Here is a 19,744-nt window from a genome sequence, read left to right as displayed (position 1 = left end):
TCAGCGCAGCGGTGCGACCGGGCCGTCCGGCCGGATGTCGCGGGCGGCGACGACCTCTTCGACGATCGCCGCCACGGCCTGCTCGTCGCGCTGCCGGTAGCCGGTCTCGTCGACCACGGCGACGATCGGGAAGATGCGCCGCTGCAGGTCGGGCCCGCCGGTCGCGGAGTCGTCGTCGGCGGCGTCGTACAGCGCCTGGACGGTCACCGCGATGGCGTCGTCGGCCGAGAGATCGTCGCGGTAGAGCTTCTTCAGCGCGCCGCGGGCGAACACCGAGCCGGAGCCGACCGAGAAGAACTGGTGCTCCTCGTAGCGGCCGCCGGTGACGTCGTAGGAGAAGATGCGGCCCTCGCCGATGCCCTGGTCGTAGCCCGCGAACAGCGGCACCACCGCCAGGCCCTGCATGGCCATGCCGAGATTGCCGCGGATCATGTGCGACAGCCGGTTGGCCTTGCCCTCGAGGGACAGCACGGTGCCCTCGATCTTCTCGTAGTGCTCCAGCTCGAGCTGGAACAGCCGGATGAGCTCGAGGCCCAGTCCGGCCGCACCCGCCATGCCGACGGCCGAGTACTCGTCGGCCTGGAACACCTTCTGGATGTCGCGCTGGGCGATCATGTTGCCCATGGTGGCCCGCCGGTCGCCGGCCATGACGACCCCGCCCACGAACGTGGTGGCCACCAGCGTGGTGGCGTGCGGGGTGAGTCCACCCAGATCGGCGCCCGCCGGCACCCGGTTCCCCGGCAGCAGCTCGGGTGAGTACTGCCGCAGGAACTCGGTGAACGACGACGTGCCCGGCGTCAGGAACTCCGCCGGCAGGCTGCCGATACGCGAGACATCAACCACTTACTCTCCACCCTTCTGCACGAACGACCGGACGAAGTCCTCGGCGTTCTCCTCCAGCACCTCGTCGATCTCGTCGAGGATGGAGTCCACGTCGTCGTCGAGCTTGTCCTGCCGCTCCTTGAGCTCTTCGCTCGCCTCGGTCGCCGCGTTCTCCTCGGCGTCCTCGTTCTTCCGGGTCTGCTTGTGACCGCCGGTCGTCTCACGCGCCATCGCCAACCTCCACCTGGTCGCTTGAGAACGACCCTATCCAGGAGTACCGACATCGTGCCGCCCCGGGACACCGGATCGGGCCAGAGATTTTCGACTTACGCCGACAGCGGAACCCCCGGGCTCCCATGATCATCAACCTTTTGTGTCGCTGTGACGACGCAAAAGGTTGATGATCATGGGAATCCACCGTCAGCGCTGGGTGAGCGCGCTGACCAGGTCCCCCGCCGTCTCGCACTGGTCGAGCAGGTCGCCGACGTGGGCCTTCGTGCCGCGGCTGGGGTCGAGGGTGGGCACCCGCTGCAGCGCCTCCCGGCCGGGCAGGTCGAAGATCACCGAGTCCCACGACGCGGCCGCGATGGACTCGGCGTACTTGTCCAGGCAGCGGCCGCGGAAGTAGGCGCGGGTGTCCTCCGGCGGGTAGTGCACGGCGTCGTCGATGTCCAGGTCGGTGACGATGCGCTGCATGCGGCCCTTGGCGACCAGCCGCCGGTAGAGGCCGCGCTCGGGCCGGATGTCGGCGTACTGCAGGTCGACGAGGTGCAGCTTGGGGTGCGACCAGTCCAGGCCGTCGCGGTCGCGGTACTGCGTCAGCAGCGACAGCTTGGCCACCCAGTCCAGCTGGTCCGACAGCGACATCGGGTCCGTCGCGAGCGCCTGCAGCGTCGCCTCCCAGCGGGCCAGCACGTCGGCGGTGACGGGGTCGACGTCGGCGCCGTAGCGGTCCTCGACGTACTTGCGGGCCTGCTCGGCGTACTCGGTCTGCAGCTGGACGGCGGTGACGCGGCGGCCGTCGGCGAGCTCGACCTGGTGCTTGAGCGTCGGGTCGTGGGAGATGTCGTGCAGCGCGCCGACGGGACGCGACACGGCGAGGTCGCCGCCGAGGAAGCCGTCCTCGATCATGGCCAGGACCAGCGCCGTCGTGCCGAGCTTGAGGTAGGTCGAGATCTCGGAGAGGTTCGCGTCGCCGAGGATGACGTGCAGCCGGCGGTACCGCTCGGGGTCGGCGTGCGGCTCGTCGCGGGTGTTGATGATCGGCCGCTTGAGCGTGGTCTCCAGCCCGACCTCGACCTCGAAGTAGTCCGCCCGCTGGGACAGCTGGAAGCCGTGCCCGGCGCCGTCCTGCCCGATGCCGACGCGGCCGGCGCCGCACACGACCTGCCGCGACACGAAGAACGGGATGAGGTGGCGGACGATGTCGGCGAACGGCGTCGACCGGTTCATCAGGTAGTTCTCGTGGCAGCCGTACGAGGCGCCCTTGTTGTCGGTGTTGTTCTTGTACAGCTGGATCGGCTGCGCGCCGGGCAGCCGGCCGGCCCACGTCGCCGCGACGCCCATGATGGCCTCGCCGGCCTTGTCCCAGATGACGGCGTCGCGCGGCGAGGTGACCTCGGGCGAGGAGTACTCCGGGTGCGCGTGGTCGACGTAGAGCCGGGCGCCGTTGGTGAGGATCAGGTTGGCCAGCCCGATCTCCTCGTCGGTGAGCTGGCTGGGGTCGGCGCCGCCGCGGGACAGCTCGAAGCCGCGGGCGTCGCGCAGCGGGTTCTCCTCCTCGAAGTCCCACCGGGCCCGCCGCGCGTGCGCGCGCTGCGCCGCGTAGCCGTTGACCACCTGGGACGACGCCAGCATGGAGTTGGCCGCCGGGTTGCTGGGCACCGAGATGCCGTATTCCGTCTCGATTCCCATGATGCGACGCACACTCATGTCACGAGCCTACGGCAGCCACCGCATGATGGGCCGCTCCGGCGACCGCCGCGCCACCTCGACGAAACCGGCCCTGGCGAAAGTGGACACGTAACCCGTGCTCGTGGAGCTGGGCGAGACCGTCCCGTCCAGCGGATACGCCTCGACGGCGGGCGCACCGGCGTCGCGCGCGGAGGCCACCGCCGCGTCGACGAGCGCCGCCATGACGCCCTGCCGGCGGTGGCCCTTGCGGACGTAGAAGCAGGTGATCGCCCAGACGGGGACGGGGTCGACGGGGCGCAGCCGCCACGGCCGGTCCAGCGCCGGGACGGCCGGCCGCGGCGTCACCTGGCACCAGCCGACGGCCCGGTCGCCGGGGCCGAACGCGAGCAGCCCGGGCGGCGGGCCGGCCTCGACGACGGCCCGGAAGTCGTCCCGGTTCTCCGCCGGCGGCCGCGCGCGGTACGCCGGGCCGAGCCGCCACGCCATGCACCAGCAGCGCGCCGCCGGTCCCCCGCTGCCGGCCAGCAGGTCCTCGAACGCCGGCCACAGCGCCGGGGTCAGCGGCTCGACCCGCACGGCGCTACCCCAGCGGCGCGGGCTCCGGATACCGGACGCCCAGCCCGGCCAGCGCCTGCTCCAGGATGCCGGCGATCTCGACGGTGTGCGCGAGCGGCATCTCCGGGCACTCGGTGCGCCCGTCGCGGACCGCCTGGGCGACGGCGCGCAGCATCGGCACGTAGCCGCGGCCCTCCTTCTCCCACTCGAACGTCTGCGTCTCCTCGACGCCGCGGGCCGGGGCGTGCACCAGCCGCATGGACGTCGCCGCGTGGAACCGCGGCGGCACCTCGATCCGCCCAGTCGTGCCCATGACCAGCGCGGATCCCGGGATCGGCGACACCAGCGACACGTCCAGGTGCGCCCGGACCCCGTCCGGCCAGGTGAGGAACAGCCCGGCCTCGTTGTCGACGCCCTGGTCGTTCAGCGTGCCGGTGACGGTGAGCGCGGACGGCGCGCCGAGCAGCATCTGCGCGAACGCGACCGGGTAGATGCCGACGTCGAGCAGCACGCCGCCGCCCAGCACCGGGTCCCACAGCCGGTGGGTGCGGTCGGCCGGCGCGACGAACCCGAGGTCGGCCGAGACCGTGCGGACGTCACCGATCGCGCCGTCGGCGACCAGCTGCCGCAGCTGCACGATCAGCGGGTTGAACCGCGTCCACATCGCCTCCATGCAGAACACGCCGCGCTCGCGGGCCAGTTCCGTCAGCCGGGTCGTCTCGGCCAGCGACGTCGTGAACGCCTTCTCGCACAGCACCGCCTTGCCCGCCTCGAGGGCCAGCTCGACGACGGGCGCGTGCTGCGCGTGCGGGGTGGCGACGTAGACGACGTCGACGGCGGGGTCGTCGACCAGGGCGCGGACGTCGTCATAGGCGGTGTCGATGCCGAACTCGCGGGCGAACGCCTCGGCCCGGTCCAGCAGGCGGGAGCTCACGGCGGCCAGCCGGCTGTCCTCGAGCTGGCGCAGATCGCCGGCGACGTTGTGGGCGATGGCGCCGGTGGCGACGACGCCCCAGCCGATCGTGCGCGGCGCGATGCTCATGATGGAAACCCTAAGGGAGCGCCGGTCTCGTATGATCGCCGCGATGCCCCCGTCCGTCCGTGCCGCCGCGAAGGTCCTCGCCGGCACGTGGCCGCGCCGCCTCGCCTGGCTGGCTCTGGCCGCCGCCGTGATGCTCACGGCCCTGACCGGTGGGTTCGAGGCGGTGCCCGCAGCCGAGCCCGCGCGGGTCGCGGCGGGCGAGGCCGTGGAGATCGGCCCGGTGCGGCTGGCGGCGCGGTCGTGGACGATCCGCGACGACATCGCCACCAACGGCCTGGAGTACGCCGGCGCGGCCGCCTGGCTGGTCGTCGAGGCCGACGTCACCGCGCTCACCGACGCCACCATCACCTTCCCGCAGCGTTCGCTGGGACTGCCGGCGCAGCTGGGAGTGGACGGCGAGCCGGACCGCGTCGTGCTGCTCGCCGACGCGACCCAGTCGCCGGGCCTGCAGCCGGACCTGCCCGCCCGGGTCGCGCTGCTGTGGCCGCTCGGCGACGTGCCCGACCCCGGCGACGACCTCGAGGTGGCGTACCTGCGGTCGCGGCTGTCGGACAGCACCATCGACGCCGGGCGGGTGTGGCGGGCCGACGGAGTGGCGGCGCACGCCACGCTCCCCCGCGACGACGCGACCGGCGACGCCCTCGTCGAGGAGGAGTCGTGATGGCGCGCCACCGCCGGGTCCAGCGGCCGTCGGCGCCGGCGCTGGCCGCGATGGTGGCCGTCGTGGTCGCGGCCGGTGTCGTCGGCGACCGCGCCGACGCCTGGTGGCCGCGGACCCGCCCGTTCGTCGGCGAGGCCGCGACCCGCGACTCCGTCGTCGTGGAGCCCGTCCGGGTGACGGTGCACGGCGCCCGCGCCGCGACGGTCCTGACCGACGGGCTGGCCGACAAGGACACCGACGGTGTCTGGGTCGCCGTCGACGTCACCGCGGCGGCGCTGGACGAGCCGGCCGCCATCTCCGGCATGGCGCTGCGCGACCGGCGCGGCCGTGAGTACGCCTCGTCCAACCGGGCCGGAAACCCGATGATCGGCAACCCGTTCGACCCGCGGGTGCCCGAGCGGGGCGAGGTCGTCTTCGAGCTGCCGTCCGACGCGCTGGGCCCGCTCACGCTCGTGATCAGCCCGGACGCGGCCGGGCGGGCGGTCCCGCGGGCCGAGGCAGAGGTCCCGCTGCGGGTCGACGAGGCGGCCGGCGAGCCGCTGACGCCGCGCCCGCGCGACCTCGCGGAGGCCGGCGGATGAGCCGGGCGTGGTGGCGGCGGAACCGGTTCGCCCTGCCGGTCATGGTCGTGGCGCTGGCCGCGCTGGCCTGGCCGGTGTCCGAGACCGCCCGCGACGTGTGGTGGCCCCGCGGCCAGCACGTCGCCGTCTCCCCCGGCGGCGACGGGCGGGCCGTCGTCGGCGACGTGTCGCTGTCGCTGGCCTCGTTCGGCCGGGCCGACGACGTGCCCGACCAGCCGGCGCCGGACGGGTACACCGTCTGGCGCGCGGAGCTGGCCTCCGACGGCGGCGGCGGCGAGTCGCTGAACTGCACGGCTCAGCTGCAGGACGCCGACGGCCGCCGGTACACGGCCGGGTCGCGCTACCTCCCGTCGTACGACGACGAGTCGATCGGCCTGTACTGCGGCGGGCCCGACGGCGGCGGCGTCGCCTACTTCCTGCTGCCCGACGACGCCGAGCCGGACGCCGTGCGGGTCAGCGCGCTGGAACTGCTGCCGGAGTACTGGACGCTTCCGGTGCCGTGACGGCGGTGGCCGGCAGCCGGCCGACCAGCGCGTCGGCGGCGGCCGCCAGCAGTACGGCCGACAGCACCTGCACGAGGATCGCCGACACCGCCTCGAGCGGCCCGGCCAGCGCCGTCCAGTCGGCCACCGGCGCGGGGCCCACGACCAGCCGGGCGACGGCCCAGACGAGGTGGCCGGTCAGGCCGACCGCCACGTAGCCGACGCAGAACAGCAGCGCCGAGGCCCACCCCGACCGCCAGATCATCGTCAGCCCCGCCGCCAGCGGGCCGAACCGGCGCTCGCCGTCCAGGCTCACCCGCCAGACCCGGGCGACGTTGCGCTCGCCGACGCGGGCGCCCAGCCGGGCCGTGATCCGCCTGGTGGCCGGCGCCAGTGCCTCGGCCGGCTGCGTGCCGTAGACGATGGTCCCGAACGCCAGCCACGAGATCGGCACCACCAGGCCGGTGAACACGCCGGCCACCAGCAGGTCGGTCGTCGGGACGAGGCCCGCCGCCAGCCGGTCGAGCAGCTCGAACCGGTCGGTCAGCTCCGTCCACCACGTCCGGACGCGGTCGGTCACGACCCGATCGGACCACCACTCGCGCACCCGCCGGTTCGCCAGCGAGACCACGAAGACGCCGAGCACGATCCAGACAATGTCGCAGTAGCCGGCCAGCACCTGCAGCGCCGTGCGCCGTCCCGACGTGTGCGGCCGCCCACGCGACAGCCGTCCGGCCAGTGACCGCAGCGCCAGCGCGCCGAGCGCCGTCCCCAGCACCGCCGCCGAGGCGCCGGCCGGGACGCGGTCGCCGGCCGCGCCGGTGACGACGGCCAGCTCAGCGGCGTCGCGGGCGGCCTGGCTGTAGTACTCGCGCTGGTCCGCGGCGAACGTGCCGTAGTGCTCGTAGACGACGAGGAACGGGACGATGAGGCTGGCCAGGACCGCGAACACCGTGCGGATCCGCCGTCCGGCCGGCACCGCCGAGGGCCGCAGGACCAGCAGCATGGCGACGGTGACCAGCATGGAGCCCAGCGGGACCAGCGCCAGGACCAGCAGCCCGAGCACCGCCGAGTGCCGGCTGGCCCACACCGCGGCGTCGAGCGTGTACTCGCGCGCCACCAGCCCGGCCGCCGCCAGCGCCACCAGCGCCGGCCACGAACGGCGAAGACGCCGCCCTGCGTCGAGCAGGACGGCGCCTCCGCCGGACAGCGTGCTCAGAGGTACTGGCCGGTGTTGGCCACGGTGTCGATCGACCGGCCGGCCTCGGTGCCCTGCTTGCCGGAGATGAGCGTGCGGATGTAGACGATCCGCTCGCCCTTCTTGCCGGAGATGCGGGCCCAGTCGTCCGGGTTGGTCGTGTTCGGCAGGTCCTCGTTCTCCTTGAACTCGTCGAAGCACGCGGTGAGCAGGTGCTGCACTCGCAGGCCCTTCGAGCCGGTGTCGAGCAGGTCCTTGATCGCCATCTTCTTCGCCCGGTCGACGATATTCTGGATCATCGCGCCGGAGTTGAAGTCGCGGAAGTACAGGACCTCCTTGTCGCCGTTGGCGTAGGTGACCTCGAGGAAGCGGTTGTCGTCGGTCTCGGAGTACATCTTCTCGACCGACCGCTGGATCATGGCCGCCGTGGTGGCCGCCGGGTCGCCGCCGTGCTCGGCGAGGTCGTCGGGGTGCAGCGGCAGCGTGGTGGTCAGGTACTTGCTGAAGATGTCGCGGGCCGCCTCGGCGTCGGGCCGCTCGATCTTGATCTTCACGTCCAGCCGGCCGGGCCGCAGGATCGCCGGGTCGATCATGTCCTCGCGGTTCGAGGCGCCGATGACGATGACGTTCTCGAGCCCCTCGACACCGTCGATCTCGCTGAGCAGCTGCGGGACGATGGTGTTCTCGACGTCGGAGGAGACGCCGGAGCCGCGGGTGCGGAACAGCGAGTCCATCTCGTCGAAGAACACGATGACCGGGGTGCCCTCGCTGGCCTTCTCACGGGCCCGCTGGAACACCAGGCGGATGTGCCGCTCGGTCTCGCCGACGTACTTGTTCAGCAGCTCCGGGCCCTTGATGTTGAGGAAGTACGACTTGTGCTCGGACATCCCCTTGAGCTTCGCGATCTGCTTGGACAGCGAGTTCGCGACCGCCTTGGCGATGAGCGTCTTGCCGCAGCCGGGCGGGCCGTACAGCAGCACGCCCTTCGGCGGGCGCAGCTCGTGCTCGCGGAACAGCTCCGCGTGCAGGAACGGCAGCTCGACGGCGTCGCGGATCTGGTCGATCTGCCGCGACAGGCCGCCGATGTCGGAGTAGTCGATGTCGGGGACCTCTTCGAGGATGAGCTCCTCGACCTCGGACTTCGGGACGCGCTCGTAGACGAACCCGGCGCGCGGCTCGAGCAGCAGGGAGTCGCCGACACGCATGCCGGTGTCCTGCAGCGGCGAGGCGATGCGCACCACCCGCTCCTCGTCGGTGTGCCCGATGACCAGGGCGCGCTCGCCGTCGGCGAGCAGCTCCTTGAGCATGACGACCTCGCCGATCTGCTCGTACTCCAGCGCCCGCACCACGTTGAGCGCCTCGTTGAGCATGACCTCCTGGCCCGGCCGCAGGCCCTCGAGCTCCACGTCGGGGCTCACCGCGACCCGCAGCTTGCGGCCGCCGGTGAACACGTCGACGGTGCCGTCGTCGTACTTGGACAGGTACGTGCCGAAGCCGGACGGCGGCTGGGCCAGCCGGTCGATCTCCTCCTTGAGCGCGACGATCTGGTCGCGCGCCTCGCGCAGTGTGGCCGCGAGCCGCTCGTTCTGGGCGTTCACGGACGCCAGTCGTGCTTCGAGGAAAGCCACCTCGCCGGCCATGTCGGACGGCTCGCGCCCGGACCCGCGACGGCCGTGATCGAAGCCATCGTCATACGACGCCATCTCGCACCTCCTCGGAAGGGGGTCGTCTATAGCCAGACCTTACAGTCGCCCGGCCCGATCGCCACGCAGGAGATCAGGTAGTGACCAGATGTTGACTTCTGGTGCCGTCGGACGTGGATTTCTCCTTACCCCAACTCACTCGCCGATGCGTCGGTTCCGGCCTCATTTCCTGGCGCCGGTCGACGCCGGCGCAGCGGTGGCGGCACCCCGGGCGCCATGCGGCGGGCGGTGACGAGGAACCCGGTGTGGCCGATCATCCGGTGGTCCGGGCGTACCGCCAGGCCCTCGACGTGCCAGGTGCGCACCATCGACTCCCAGGACACCGGCTCGGTGAAGCTGCCGCTCTCGCGCAGCGTCTCGACCGTGCGGGACAGCTGCGTGGTCGTGGCGACGTAGCAGCACAGCACCCCGCCCGGCACCAGCACGCCGGCGGCGGCGTCGACGCACTCCCAGGGCGCCAGCATGTCCAGCACGACGCGGTCGGCCGGGCTGTCGTCGAGCTCGGTGACCAGGTCGCCGACGGTGACCGTCCAGCCCGGGTGCCGCCCGCCGAAGAACCGCTCGACGTTGTCGGTGGCGATCTTGGCGAAGTCGGCCCGCCGCTCGTAGGAGTGCAGCGTGCCGTCCTCGCCGATGGCCCGCAGCAGCGACATCGACAGCGCGCCGGAGCCCACTCCGGCCTCGACCACGCGAGCGCCCGGGAAGATGTCGGCCATGGCCACGATCTGGCCCGCGTCCTTCGGGTACACGACCGCCGCGCCACGCGGCATGGACAGCACGTAGTCCGCGAGCAGCGGCCGCAGGGCGAGATAGGCCGTCCCGCCCGTCGAGACGACGACGCTGCCCTCGGGCCGGCCGATCAGCTCGTCGTGCGGGAACGATCCCTTGTGCGTGTGGAACTCCTTGCCCTCGGCGAGGGTGATGGTGTGGTGGCGGCCCTTGGGATCGGTGAGCTGCACCTGGTCGCCGACCCGGAGGGGTCCGGTGCGGCGAGACGTTTCGGTCGCGGACATGCGGTCGAGGCTATCGGCCGGGTCCGACAGGACGGCGCCCGGTCAGCGGGTCGCGAGCGCGTGGTCGACGTCGGAGGTCACCAGCACGCCGTACACCCTGCTGTCCGCGTCGACCACCAGGTACTCCGTGGCGGGCGTCTCGCGCATCGCCTTGAGCAGCTCGTCGCCGCGCACGTCCAGCGACAGCACCAGCCCGTGCTGCAGCGACCGGGACGACTGGCCGATCGTCACCCACGGCCGGCGCTGCTCCGGGATCGCCGCCACCGCGGCCTCGTTCACCAGGCCGGTGGGGCGGCCGGCGCTGTCGACGATCACCAGCGACGTGACGCCGGCCTCCCGGGCCTGCTTGAGCGCCTCGGAGACCGGCAGGTCCGGCGCGACGGGCGCGGCCCGGCGGGCCAGCGTCCGGGTGTCCAGCCGCGGCAGCCGGGCCCGCATGCGGCCGACGGCGAGCGCCTGCGTCGCGCCGCTCCACAGCAGCGCGGCGACCAGGCCGGCCCAGACGATCGTCAGCAGCTGCGGCCGGCCGCCGTCGAGGACGAACGGCAGCACGAGGACGAGCCCGGCCAGCACCTGCCCCGACCGGGCGGCCACCACCGTGCCGCGCTGCTCGTCGCCGCTGAGCCGCCAGACCGCGGCCCGCAGCATGTGCCCGCCGTCCAGCGGCAGCCCGGGCAGGATGTTGAACACGCCGACGATGAGGTTGGCGACAGCCAGCTCCCACACAAGGAACGTCAGCACGCGGTCGTCGATGGCCCGGCCGGCGAGCAGGCCCAGCCCGCCCAGCGCCAGCGACAGCAGCGGGCCGGCCGCCGACACGATCAGGTCGCGGCCGGGCGTCGGCGCGTCACGCTCGATCTCGGTGTAGCCGCCGAGGAAGTGCAGCGTGATGCCGCGCACCGGCAGCCCCAGCCGGCGTGCCGTCAGCGCGTGGCCCAGCTCGTGGATGAACACCGACAGGTACAGCAGCACGGCGAACAGGAACGCGACCAGGTAGGCGCCGCCGTCGCTCAGCTCGGGCAGGTAGTCGAGGACGAGGTCGCGGCCCCCGAACGTGATGATCGCCGCCACCAGGAACCACGTCGGGCTGACGTACACGGGGATGCCCGCGATTCGGCCGAGGCTCAGCTGCCGAGCGCGACGGGTTGCCATCTTCCAAGGCTACGTGGCGTGTGCGCAGCCGGACTGTCGGAGGTGTGATCTAGAGTCGCGAGCATGACCATTCGCGCGCGTGCCGAGCTCGGGGCCGACCCCGGGGCCGAACGCGTGCCCAGCCTGTCGCCGTCGCGCGCGGCCGACTTCATGACCTGCCCGCTGCTCTACCGGTTCCGCACCATCGACCGCCTGCCCGAGCCGCCCAGCTCCGAGGCGACCCGCGGCACCGTCGTGCACAGCGTGCTGGAGCGGCTGTTCGAGCTGCCGGCCGACCAGCGCACGCCCGGCCGCGCGACCGAGCTGGTGCGGCCGGCGTGGGACGAGCTGATGACCGCCGAGCCGGCCGTGGCCGAGCTGTTCGCCGACGACGCCGACGGGTCGGCGCTCGCGGGGTGGCTGGCCAGCGCCGAGGACCTGGTCGAGAAGTACTTCGAGCTGGAGGATCCGCGCCGGCTGGAGCCGGCCGAGCGCGAGCTCTACGTCGAGACGACGCTCGACTCCGGCCTGCGGCTGCGCGGCTACGTCGACCGGCTCGACCGCGCCGAGGCCACCGGCGACCTGCGCGTCGTCGACTACAAGACCGGCAAGGCGCCGCGGGCCGGGTTCGAGCAGCGGGCCATGTTCCAGATGCGGTTCTACGCGCTGGTGCTGTGGCGGCTGCACGGCCGGGTGCCGCGGCTGCTGCAGCTGATCTACCTGGGCAGCGGCGAGCTGCTGCGGTACGAGCCCGACGAGGCCGACCTGCGGGCCACGGAGCGCAAGCTGGCCGCGCTGTGGGCGGCCATCGAGCGGGCCACGGAGTCCGGCGACTGGCGGGCGAGCCCCAGCCGGCTCTGCGACTGGTGCTCGCACCAGGCCCTCTGCCCCGCCTACGGCGGCACGCCGCCCCCGCTGCCCGAGCGGGTCGAGGCGGCCGACGACGACGAGGCCCCGTCCCCCCGCACCTCCCCCGTCGACGCCTGACGATCGCGCGGATCCTCCTGCCGGTGGAGGGCGCAGCTCCCCGTCGAGGACGAGCCGCGACGGGGTGGCGGCGGCCTACCGTTGATCGTGTGACGACGGCGCGCGCCAAGCTCTTCCCACGCATCGAGCCGTGGCTGCTGGACGCGTCGCTGACGGTCGTCCTGACGGTGACGGGCGTCGTCGCGCTGTTCGTGTACACCGACCCCAGCGGCATCGAGTACGCCGACGCCGACGCGCTCGGGGTTGCGCTGGTGCTGGTCATCACGGTGCCGCTGATCGTGCGCCGCCGTCTCCCGGTCGCCGTCGGGTTGTGGACGGCTGTCGCCACGCTGCCGTTCCTGGCGGTCGACTACGCCGTGCCGACGGCGGCCCTGGTGCTGCTCATCGCCGTCTACAGCGCCGCCAACTACGCGAGCCTGAGCGCGTCGGTGCTGGTCCTCGCCGTGCAGGTCACGAGCTCCGTCGCGTACACCCTGGTCAGCGCGGACCGGCACGGCGAGCAGACGATGGACACCGGCGCCGGAGTGATCATCAGCGGGCTGCTGATCCTCGGCGTCTGGGGCATCGGCCGGGCGGTGCGCAGCCGCCGCCTCTACACCGCCGAGCTCGAGGACCGCGCCCGCCGGCTGGAGCGCGCCAACGACGTCGAGGTGCGCGCCGCCATCGCCGAGGAGCGCTCCCGCATCGCCCGCGAGCTGCACGACGTCGTCGCCCACCACGTGTCGGTCATGACGGTGCAGGCCGCCGGAGCCCGTCGCGCGCTGCACCGCGACGTCGACCGGACCGCCGACGCGCTGGAGGCGATCGAGGAGATCGGCCGGTCCGCGCTGGCCGAGATGCGCCGCGTCGTCGGCGTCCTGCGCACCCCCGACGGCGACGACCGAGGCGCCCAGCCGGCCACCCTCGCGCCGCAGCCGGGCCTGGGCGACCTGGACACCCTGGCCGAGCAGATGCGCGACGCCGGGCTGCCGGTGGACGTGACGATCGACGGCGAGCCGGGTCCCGTCCCGGTCGGCGTCGACCTCGCCGCGTTCAGGGTCATCCAGGAGGCGCTGACGAACACCATCAAGCACGCCGGCCCGTCCACCGCCGCCGTCCACGTCCGCTACCTGCCCTCGGAGGTGCACGTCGAGATCTGCGACGACGGCCACGGCGTCGCGGCGGCGCTGGAGGGACGCCGTCCGGGCCACGGCCTGCTGGGCATGCGCGAACGGGTCGCCCTCTATGGTGGAACCCTCGCGGCCGGACCCCGCCGCGGCGGCGGCTACGAGGTGCGGGCGAAGATCCCGTACGACAGTAACGGAGCGATGTCACGATGACGGCCCAGCCCATCCGGGTGCTGCTGGTGGACGACCAGCCGCTGCTGCGCACCGGCTTCCGCATGATCCTCGAGGCCGAGTCCGACATCGCGGTGGTCGGCGAGTCCGGCGACGGCGAGCAGGCGGTGGCCGACGCGCGGGCGCTGCAGCCCGACGTCGTGCTCATGGACATCCGGATGCCGCGGGTCGACGGCGTGCAGGCGACCCGGCAGATCACCGGCGCGGCCCGCGAGACCACCCCGCGCGTGCTCGTCCTCACCACGTTCGACCTGGACGAGTACGTCGTCGAGGCGCTGCGGGCCGGCGCCAGCGGCTTCCTGCTCAAGGACGTCCCGGCCGAGGACCTGGTGACGGCGATCCGGACGGTGTCGCGCGGCGACGCGGTCGTCGCGCCGAGCATCACCCGCCGGCTGCTGGACATGTTCGCCAGCCGGTTCCCCGCCACCGACTCCCCCACGCCGGCCAACCTGGCCCACCTCACCGACCGCGAGCGCGAGGTGCTCACGCTGGTCGCGCGGGGCTACTCCAACGCCGAGATCGCCGCCGAGCTGGTCGTCTCCGAGACGACGGTGAAGACCCACGTCGGCAACGTGCTGACGAAGCTGGGGCTGCGCGACCGCGTCCAGGCCGCCGTCTACGCCTACGAGTCAGGCCTGGTCCAGCCCGGCGCCCTTTAACCCACGACGTACGGCGCCGCCCCGTCACGGTGGATGGAGCGGAGGAAGCCGGCGAGCTGCCGCGCCGTCTCCTCCGGCGCCTCCTCGGCGAGGAAGTGCCCGGTGTCGACCGCCGCGCCCCGGACGTCGCGGGCCCAGGCGCGCCAGATCTCCAACGGGTCGTACCAGGCCGCGACGGCGCCGGTGCCGCTCCACAGCGCGAGCACCGGGCAGGCGATGCCGCGCTCGCGATCCGCCTCGTCGTGCGCGACGTCGTACGTGGCCGCGGCCCGGTACTGCTCGCAGATGGCGTGCACCCGGGCCGGGTCGCGGAACTGCGCCCGGTAGGCCGGCCGGACGTCGTCGGTGAGCAGCTCCGGGCGGTCGGCCCACGTGTCGAGCAGGTGGTCGACGAACGCGTCGGGCGCGCCGGCGATGAGGCGTTCCGGGACCGGCGCCGGCGCGGCGAGGAACGACCACACCCAGTACCCGAGCGCGAAGTCCCGGTCCGCCCGCGCGAACGCGTCGGCCGTCGGGACGATGTCCAGCACCGCCAGGGCCTCGACCCGCCCGGGGTGGTCCAGAGCGGCCCGGTAGGCGCAGCGGGCGCCCCGATCGTGGCCGGCGACGGCGAAGCGCTCGTGGCCGAGGCGCCGCATCACCTCGACCTGGTCACGGGCCAGCTCGCGCATCGCGTACCGGGCGTGCCCGGGATCGCTGTCCGGAGCGCCGCTGGCCCCGTAGCCGCGCAGGTCGGTCACGACGACGGTGAACTCGCAGGCCAGCTCCGGCGCGACCAGCCGCCACATGAGGTGGGTCTGTGGCATCCCGTGCAGCAGCAGGACCGGCGGGCCGGAGCCGCCGCGGCGTCCGAACACCGTGCCGCCGCCGGTCGCGACGGTGAACTCCTCGAAGCCCTCGAACATGGTCCCGCCGTACCCAGCCGAGGCGGGTCGTACGTCCGCAGGACGGCGGGACGGGCCGTCCTACTCCTCACGACGGAGCCGCGGAACCGTGCCGTTCGCCGATCACCGCGGCCCCGCCGGCCCCTAGCGTGGAACACGATCGATGAACCAGCTGACGAGGAGCGCACCGGTGACGACCGAACCCAGCTCGCCACGCACGGCGGCCCGCGCCGTCGACCTGACGAAGATCTACGGCAAGGACGACACCAGGGTGGTGGCGCTCGGCGGCGTGACGGTGGAGTTCGCCGCCGGCGCCTACACCGCGATCATGGGCCCGTCCGGGTCCGGCAAGTCCACGCTCATGCACTGCATGGCCGCCCTGGACTCGTCGACGTCGGGCCAGGTCTACATCGGCGACACCGACCTGAGCGGGCTGAACGACAAGGAGCTGACGAGGCTGCGCCGCGACAAGATCGGCTTCGTCTTCCAGGCGTTCAACCTGATCCCGACGCTGACGGCGAAGGAGAACATCACGCTGCCGCTCGACATCGCCGGCAAGTCCGTCGACAAGGAGTGGTTCGACAACGTCATCGCGACCGTAGGCCTGGGCGACCGGCTCGGGCACAAGCCGAACCAGCTCTCCGGCGGCCAGCAGCAGCGCGTCGCCTGCGCCCGCGCGCTGGTCAGCAAGCCCGAGATCATCTTCGCCGACGAGCCCACCGGCAACCTGGACTCCCGGTCCGGCACCGAGGTGCTGTCGTTCCTGCGCCGCTCGGTCCGCGAGTTCGGCCAGACCATCGTCATGGTCACGCACGACCCGAACGCCGCCGCCTACTCCGACCGCGTGCTGTTCCTCGCCGACGGCCAGATCGTGGACGAGATGAGCGACCCGACGGCGGAGAAGGTGCTGGAGCGGATGAAGGGCTTCGACGCCGTGGGGCAGCAGGCATGATCCGCGCCACCCTGAAGAGCCTGGCCGCGCGGAAGCTGCGGCTGGCGATGAGCGCGTTCGCGATCGTCCTGGGCGTCGCGTTCGTCGCCGGGTCGTACGTGTTCACCGACACGATCGACCGCACCTTCGACGACATCTTCGGCGGACTGTCCTCCGACGTCGTCGTCCGGCCGGACCTGCCCGGCGAGGCGGACCTGTTCGCCGGCTTCGCCACCGGCACCACCACGACCATCCCGTCGGACCTGGTGGACGACGTCGCCGCGCTGCCCGGCGTCGAGCGGGCCGACGGCGAGGTCGAGAACCAGAGCTTCTTCGTCCTCGACACCGACGGCGACGTCATGACCACGCAGGGCGCGCCGGGCATCGCCGTCAACTACCACGACGGCGCCAACGCCGCGGGCGAGCCGGTCCTGGCGCTCGTCGACGGCGAGCTGCCCACCGGCCCGGGCCAGGTCGCGCTGGACGACCGGACGTTCGACCGGTCCGGCTACGAGATCGGCGACGAGGTGCAGTTCGTCAGCACGGGCGACGAGCCGCGGGTCTCCGCCGAGCTCGTCGGCGTCGTCCGGTTCGGCGAGTCCGGCAGCCTGGCCGGCGCCAGCCTGTCGGTGTTCGAGACCCGCTATGCGCAGGAGCTGTTCCTCGACGGCGAGGACGCCTACAACCGCATCTCGGTGACCGCGGCCGGCGACGCCAGCCCGGAGGAGGTCCGCGACGAGATCAGCGCGATGCTCCCGGGCGACTTCGAGGCGCTGACCGGGGCCGACGTCGACGAGGAGACGGCGTCGGCGATCGAGGAGGGCCTCGGCTTCTTCAACACGTTCCTGCTGGTGTTCGCCGCGATCGCGCTGTTCGTCGGCGTGTTCCTCATCCTCAACACGTTCTCGATCCTGGTGGCGCAGCGCTCGCAGGAGATGGCGCTGTACCGGGCGCTGGGCGCCGGCCGGCGCCAGGTGACCCGCTCGGTGCTGCTGGAGGCCTTCATCGTCGGCCTGGTCGGGTCGACGCTGGGCCTGGCGCTGGGCCTGGGGGTCGCGCAGCTGCTCAAGGCGGTGTTCGGCGCGTTCGGGCTGGAGCTGGCCGGCGGGCTGGTGCTGCAGCCGCGCACGGTGATCGTCTCCTACGTCGTCGGCGTCCTGGTGACCATGGTGGCCGCGTTCATCCCGGCCCGGCGGGCGTCGAGGGTGCCGCCGGTCGCGGCGATGCGCGACGACGTCGGTGTGGCGTCCGAGTCGTCGCGGCGGGTGAGCCTTTGGGTGGGTGGCGGGCTGACGCTGCTCGGCGCCGGCGCGATGGCGCTCGGCCTGTTCGGGTCCGTCGACGACGCCGCGCTCATGGTGGGCGCCGGCATCTTCGCGGTGTTCATCGGCGTCGCGCTGCTGGCGCCGGTGCTGGCGGTGCCGGTGCTGCGGGTGGTGGCCGGCTGGTACCCGTCGGCCTTCGGCACCGTCGGCCGGCTGGCCCGCGAGAACGCGCTGCGCAATCCGCGGCGCACGGCCGCGACGGCGTCCGCGCTGATGATCGGCATGGCGCTGGTCACCGCGATCTCCATCGTCGGCGCGTCGGCCAACGCGACGGTCGACCGCGCCCTCGACGACGGCGTCCGCGCGCAGTTCGTCGTCTCCAACGCCGTCGGGCAGCCGTTCTCCCCCGCCGTCGCCGAGCAGATCGGCCAGGTCGACGGCGTCGACGAGGTGGTGTCGGTGCGCATGTCCGGCGGCGTCGTCGACGGCGACCAGACGTTCCTGCAGGCCTTCGACCCCGTCGCCTACAGCCGGGCCGCCGACCTCGAGCTGGTCGACGGCACCGATGACCTCGGCCCCGGCCAGTTCCTCATCGGCGAGGACCAGGCCGAGTCCAAGGGCCTGTCCGTCGGCGACACGCTGCGGCTGCAGCTGCCGGGCTCGGACGAGGACATCGAGCTGGCCGGCATCTACGCCCAGTCGCCGCTGCTGGTCGGCGGCGTGGTCGTCAGCCAGCAGACGCTGGCCGACGGCGCCGTCCCGTCGCTGGACACGCTGCTCTACGTGATCGCCGCCGACGGCGCCGACCTCGCCTCCGTGCGGGCCGGCCTGGACGAGGCGACCGCGGACCTTCCGACGGTCACCGTCCAGGACCAGGAGGAGTACAAGGAGTCCTCCCGCGACCAGGTCAACCAGCTGCTGTACCTGGTGTACGCGCTGCTCGGGCTGGCCGTGCTGATCGCGGTGCTGGGCATCGTCAACACGCTGGCGCTGTCGGTGATGGAGCGCACCCGCGAGGTCGGGCTGCTGCGGGCGGTGGGCCTGAGCCGGCGGCAGCTGCGGCGCACGATCCGGCTGGAGTCGATCGCGATCGCCGTCCTCGGCGCCGTCCTCGGTGTCGCCCTCGGCCTGCTGTTCGGCGTGTCGCTGCAGCGCGCCATCGCCGACGACGGGCTGGAGGTGCTGTCCGTCCCGGGCGGCCAGCTGGTCGTGTTCGTGGTGCTGGCTGCGGTCATCGGCGTCCTGGCCGCCGTCTGGCCGGCCCGCCGCGCCGCCAAGCTCGACGTGCTCCGTGCCATCACCACCGAGTAGGACGCGGCTGCCGGCAAACGATCAGGTGACGTCACGCCCCGCTTCGTCGTGGGCTGCGTCACCTGATCGTTTCGCGTCCACATGGTGGAGACGATCAGGTGACGGAACGGCCCGGAGAAGGGGTCGTCTTAGCAGCGGAACGAATCTGGTCCCTTCACGACGACGGTGTCGGTCAGGCCGCAGGCGAGCGGAGAGGGCGGCGTCCTTCGCGCTGGAGCTCGGTTTCGAGGTCGAAGGCGTAGGTGCCGTAGAAGTTGATGCGATCGTGCTGCGCGGGCGTCAAGTGTGCGGCGTCTTCGTCGGCGACGGGGTAACCGCCGGCACGTAGGGCGTCGAGCGCGTCGCCGAGGTAGGTCGTGGTCCAGAGCACTGCGGCGTTGGTGACGAGGGTCAGACACAGGGCCTGGTCGACCTGGTCATCAAGATGGCGGCGTCGGACATGGCCCTGGCGGGCGAAGAACAGGTCGCAGCGCGTGCAGACTTTCGCCCTTGTTCAGCTGGCGGCGTACGCGACGCCGGAGCTCTTGGTCGGCGACATAGCGGCACAGGTAGATGGTGCGGACCAGCCGGCCGTACTCCTGCAACGCGCGGGCGAGCGAATTCTGTCGGCTGCTCGCGTGCAGTTTCGCGATCAGCAGACTCGCAGTGGTGTGCCCGAACTTCATTGACCCGACGAGGCGCAGCAGGTCGTTCCAATGGTCGGCGATCAGCTGAGTCTGGATCGGCTGGGTCAGCAGCTGCCCAGCATGCGGATAGCGGGCGCGCCACGATGACCCGGCACCGAGGCGGTAGAGCTGCAGCCGGCCAAGTTGAAGATCGCGAACGTGGCCAGGGTCTGGCCGGCGGTGTCGGTGGTGTGCTCGGCGATCGGCAGGTCAGTGGGATTGCCGAAGATCTCATCGAGCACGGCGACCGCTTCGCGCCAGGTGGTCGGGATGACCTTGGTGCCGTAGGTGGAGTGCTGATCGGAGACGTGGGTGTAGGTGGTGGTGCCCTCGTCGAGGAAATACCGCGACAGGGCCCGGCGGTGAGGCTTCGTCCGCGTTGCGGGAACCGCTGCCCATCCGAGGACGACAGCGTCCCGCCGCCCCACATGCGCGCGAGCGGGTGGGCGTGGTGTGCGTTGACGAGGCGGGCGTTCGCCTCGCGCAGGGTGTCCTGGCGCAGGTACCACTGCGAGGTCCAGGCCAGGGTGTCTGCGGAGATGCCGGAGGCATCGGCCATGCCGGCGTAGCCGAGGTTGCAGGCGTAGGCGAGCACCGAGGCAT

Annotated in this window: 19 protein-coding genes and 1 pseudogene; 8 read left to right on the top strand and 12 right to left on the bottom strand. The window is 72.5% G+C overall.

Annotation, left to right across the window (positions count from 1 at the left end; genetic code table 11):
• The 5 genes from prcB to C1I92_RS08160 form a co-directional block, all read right to left on the bottom strand.
• Positions 1 to 843 (bottom strand): proteasome subunit beta, encoded by an 843-nt coding sequence (gene prcB / locus C1I92_RS08180; RefSeq protein ID WP_199521052.1) that lies wholly within the window; start codon positions 841 to 843, stop codon positions 1 to 3.
• On the bottom strand, positions 844 to 1,053 hold the full coding sequence (locus tag C1I92_RS08175) for a ubiquitin-like protein Pup (RefSeq protein ID WP_111254166.1): 210 nt from the start codon (positions 1,051 to 1,053) through the stop codon (positions 844 to 846).
• A 189-nt stretch (positions 1,054 to 1,242) separates the two neighbouring features.
• Entirely contained in the window at positions 1,243 to 2,754 is a 1,512-nt protein-coding gene (gene dop, locus C1I92_RS08170) for a depupylase/deamidase Dop (RefSeq protein ID WP_111254165.1), read from the bottom strand.
• 9 nt (positions 2,755 to 2,763) lie between these two features.
• Positions 2,764 to 3,312: a GNAT family N-acetyltransferase gene (locus C1I92_RS08165; protein WP_199521051.1), complete on the bottom strand. Its 549-nt coding sequence runs from the start codon at positions 3,310 to 3,312 to the stop codon at positions 2,764 to 2,766.
• A 4-nt stretch (positions 3,313 to 3,316) separates the two neighbouring features.
• The gene (locus C1I92_RS08160) at positions 3,317 to 4,333 is read right to left on the bottom strand and encodes a Gfo/Idh/MocA family protein (RefSeq protein WP_111254164.1); all 1,017 of its coding nucleotides are present in this window, start codon (positions 4,331 to 4,333) and stop codon (positions 3,317 to 3,319) included.
• Positions 4,334 to 4,376: 43 nt separating this feature from the next.
• On the opposite strand from C1I92_RS08160, the gene C1I92_RS08155 reads away from it, so the two are divergent.
• The 3 genes from C1I92_RS08155 to C1I92_RS08145 are packed head-to-tail and all read left to right on the top strand — an operon-like array spanning position 4,377 to position 6,078.
• Positions 4,377 to 4,994: a hypothetical protein gene (locus C1I92_RS08155; protein WP_146605061.1), complete on the top strand. Its 618-nt coding sequence runs from the start codon at positions 4,377 to 4,379 to the stop codon at positions 4,992 to 4,994.
• On the top strand, positions 4,994 to 5,575 hold the full coding sequence (locus tag C1I92_RS08150; protein WP_111254162.1) for a hypothetical protein: 582 nt from the start codon (positions 4,994 to 4,996) through the stop codon (positions 5,573 to 5,575). Before C1I92_RS08155 ends, C1I92_RS08150 begins: the two co-directional genes overlap by 1 nt.
• Positions 5,572 to 6,078 carry a hypothetical protein gene (locus C1I92_RS08145; protein ID WP_111254161.1) on the top strand — a complete coding sequence of 169 codons (507 nt, stop codon included), beginning with the start codon at positions 5,572 to 5,574 and terminating at the stop codon, positions 6,076 to 6,078. The genes C1I92_RS08150 and C1I92_RS08145 overlap by 4 nt, the downstream gene beginning before the upstream one ends.
• Here C1I92_RS08145 and C1I92_RS08140 read toward each other — a convergent pair.
• From C1I92_RS08140 to C1I92_RS08125, 4 genes are all read right to left on the bottom strand, one after another.
• Positions 6,029 to 7,201 (bottom strand): hypothetical protein, encoded by a 1,173-nt coding sequence (locus C1I92_RS08140; protein ID WP_111254160.1) that lies wholly within the window; start codon positions 7,199 to 7,201, stop codon positions 6,029 to 6,031. The two genes, C1I92_RS08145 and C1I92_RS08140, sit on opposite strands and share 50 nt — an antisense overlap.
• A gap of 71 nt (positions 7,202 to 7,272) precedes the next feature.
• Entirely contained in the window at positions 7,273 to 8,958 is a 1,686-nt protein-coding gene (gene arc, locus C1I92_RS08135; protein ID WP_111254159.1) for a proteasome ATPase, read from the bottom strand.
• Positions 8,959 to 9,083: 125 nt separating this feature from the next.
• Complete coding sequence (locus C1I92_RS08130; protein ID WP_111254158.1) at positions 9,084 to 9,971, bottom strand: tRNA (adenine-N1)-methyltransferase; 888 nt, start codon at positions 9,969 to 9,971, stop codon at positions 9,084 to 9,086.
• Between the two features lie 42 nt (positions 9,972 to 10,013).
• Positions 10,014 to 11,123, bottom strand: a complete 1,110-nt coding sequence (locus tag C1I92_RS08125; protein WP_111254157.1) for a site-2 protease family protein — start codon at positions 11,121 to 11,123, stop codon at positions 10,014 to 10,016.
• A 63-nt stretch (positions 11,124 to 11,186) separates the two neighbouring features.
• Here C1I92_RS08125 and C1I92_RS08120 point away from each other — a divergent pair, with 63 nt between their 5' ends.
• The 3 genes from C1I92_RS08120 (at position 11,187) to C1I92_RS08110 (ending at position 14,085) form a co-directional block, all read left to right on the top strand.
• The gene (locus C1I92_RS08120; RefSeq protein WP_111254156.1) at positions 11,187 to 12,089 is read left to right on the top strand and encodes a RecB family exonuclease; all 903 of its coding nucleotides are present in this window, start codon (positions 11,187 to 11,189) and stop codon (positions 12,087 to 12,089) included.
• 89 nt (positions 12,090 to 12,178) lie between these two features.
• Entirely contained in the window at positions 12,179 to 13,408 is a 1,230-nt protein-coding gene (locus C1I92_RS08115) for a sensor histidine kinase (protein ID WP_111254155.1), read from the top strand.
• Positions 13,405 to 14,085, top strand: coding sequence for a response regulator (locus C1I92_RS08110; RefSeq protein WP_111254154.1), 681 nt, complete (start codon positions 13,405 to 13,407; stop codon positions 14,083 to 14,085). The genes C1I92_RS08115 and C1I92_RS08110 overlap by 4 nt, the downstream gene beginning before the upstream one ends.
• Here the strand turns inward: C1I92_RS08110 and C1I92_RS08105 are convergent.
• Positions 14,082 to 14,990: an alpha/beta fold hydrolase gene (locus tag C1I92_RS08105; protein WP_111254153.1), complete on the bottom strand. Its 909-nt coding sequence runs from the start codon at positions 14,988 to 14,990 to the stop codon at positions 14,082 to 14,084. The two genes, C1I92_RS08110 and C1I92_RS08105, sit on opposite strands and share 4 nt — an antisense overlap.
• A gap of 142 nt (positions 14,991 to 15,132) precedes the next feature.
• Between C1I92_RS08105 and C1I92_RS08100 the strand changes: the two genes are divergently transcribed.
• Positions 15,133 to 15,921 (top strand): ABC transporter ATP-binding protein, encoded by a 789-nt coding sequence (locus tag C1I92_RS08100; RefSeq protein ID WP_111254152.1) that lies wholly within the window; start codon positions 15,133 to 15,135, stop codon positions 15,919 to 15,921.
• A complete protein-coding gene (locus tag C1I92_RS08095; RefSeq protein WP_111254151.1) occupies positions 15,918 to 18,476 on the top strand; it encodes an ABC transporter permease in 2,559 nt (852 codons plus the stop codon). Before C1I92_RS08100 ends, C1I92_RS08095 begins: the two co-directional genes overlap by 4 nt.
• Positions 18,477 to 18,648: 172 nt before the next feature.
• On the opposite strand, the gene C1I92_RS35855 is transcribed toward C1I92_RS08095, so the two are convergent.
• Positions 18,649 to 18,939, bottom strand: a complete 291-nt coding sequence (locus C1I92_RS35855) for a Tn3 family transposase (protein WP_199521061.1) — start codon at positions 18,937 to 18,939, stop codon at positions 18,649 to 18,651.
• Positions 18,896 to 19,736, bottom strand: a pseudogene (locus tag C1I92_RS34335) (Tn3 family transposase). Before C1I92_RS34335 ends, C1I92_RS35855 begins: the two are co-directional and overlap by 44 nt.
• Positions 19,737 to 19,744: the final 8 nt, after the last annotated feature.

Source organism: Jiangella anatolica, assembly GCF_003236295.1.
In the GTDB taxonomy this organism is placed as follows: domain Bacteria; phylum Actinomycetota; class Actinomycetes; order Jiangellales; family Jiangellaceae; genus Jiangella; species Jiangella anatolica.
This window is presented reverse-complemented; position numbering and strand designations above follow the sequence as displayed.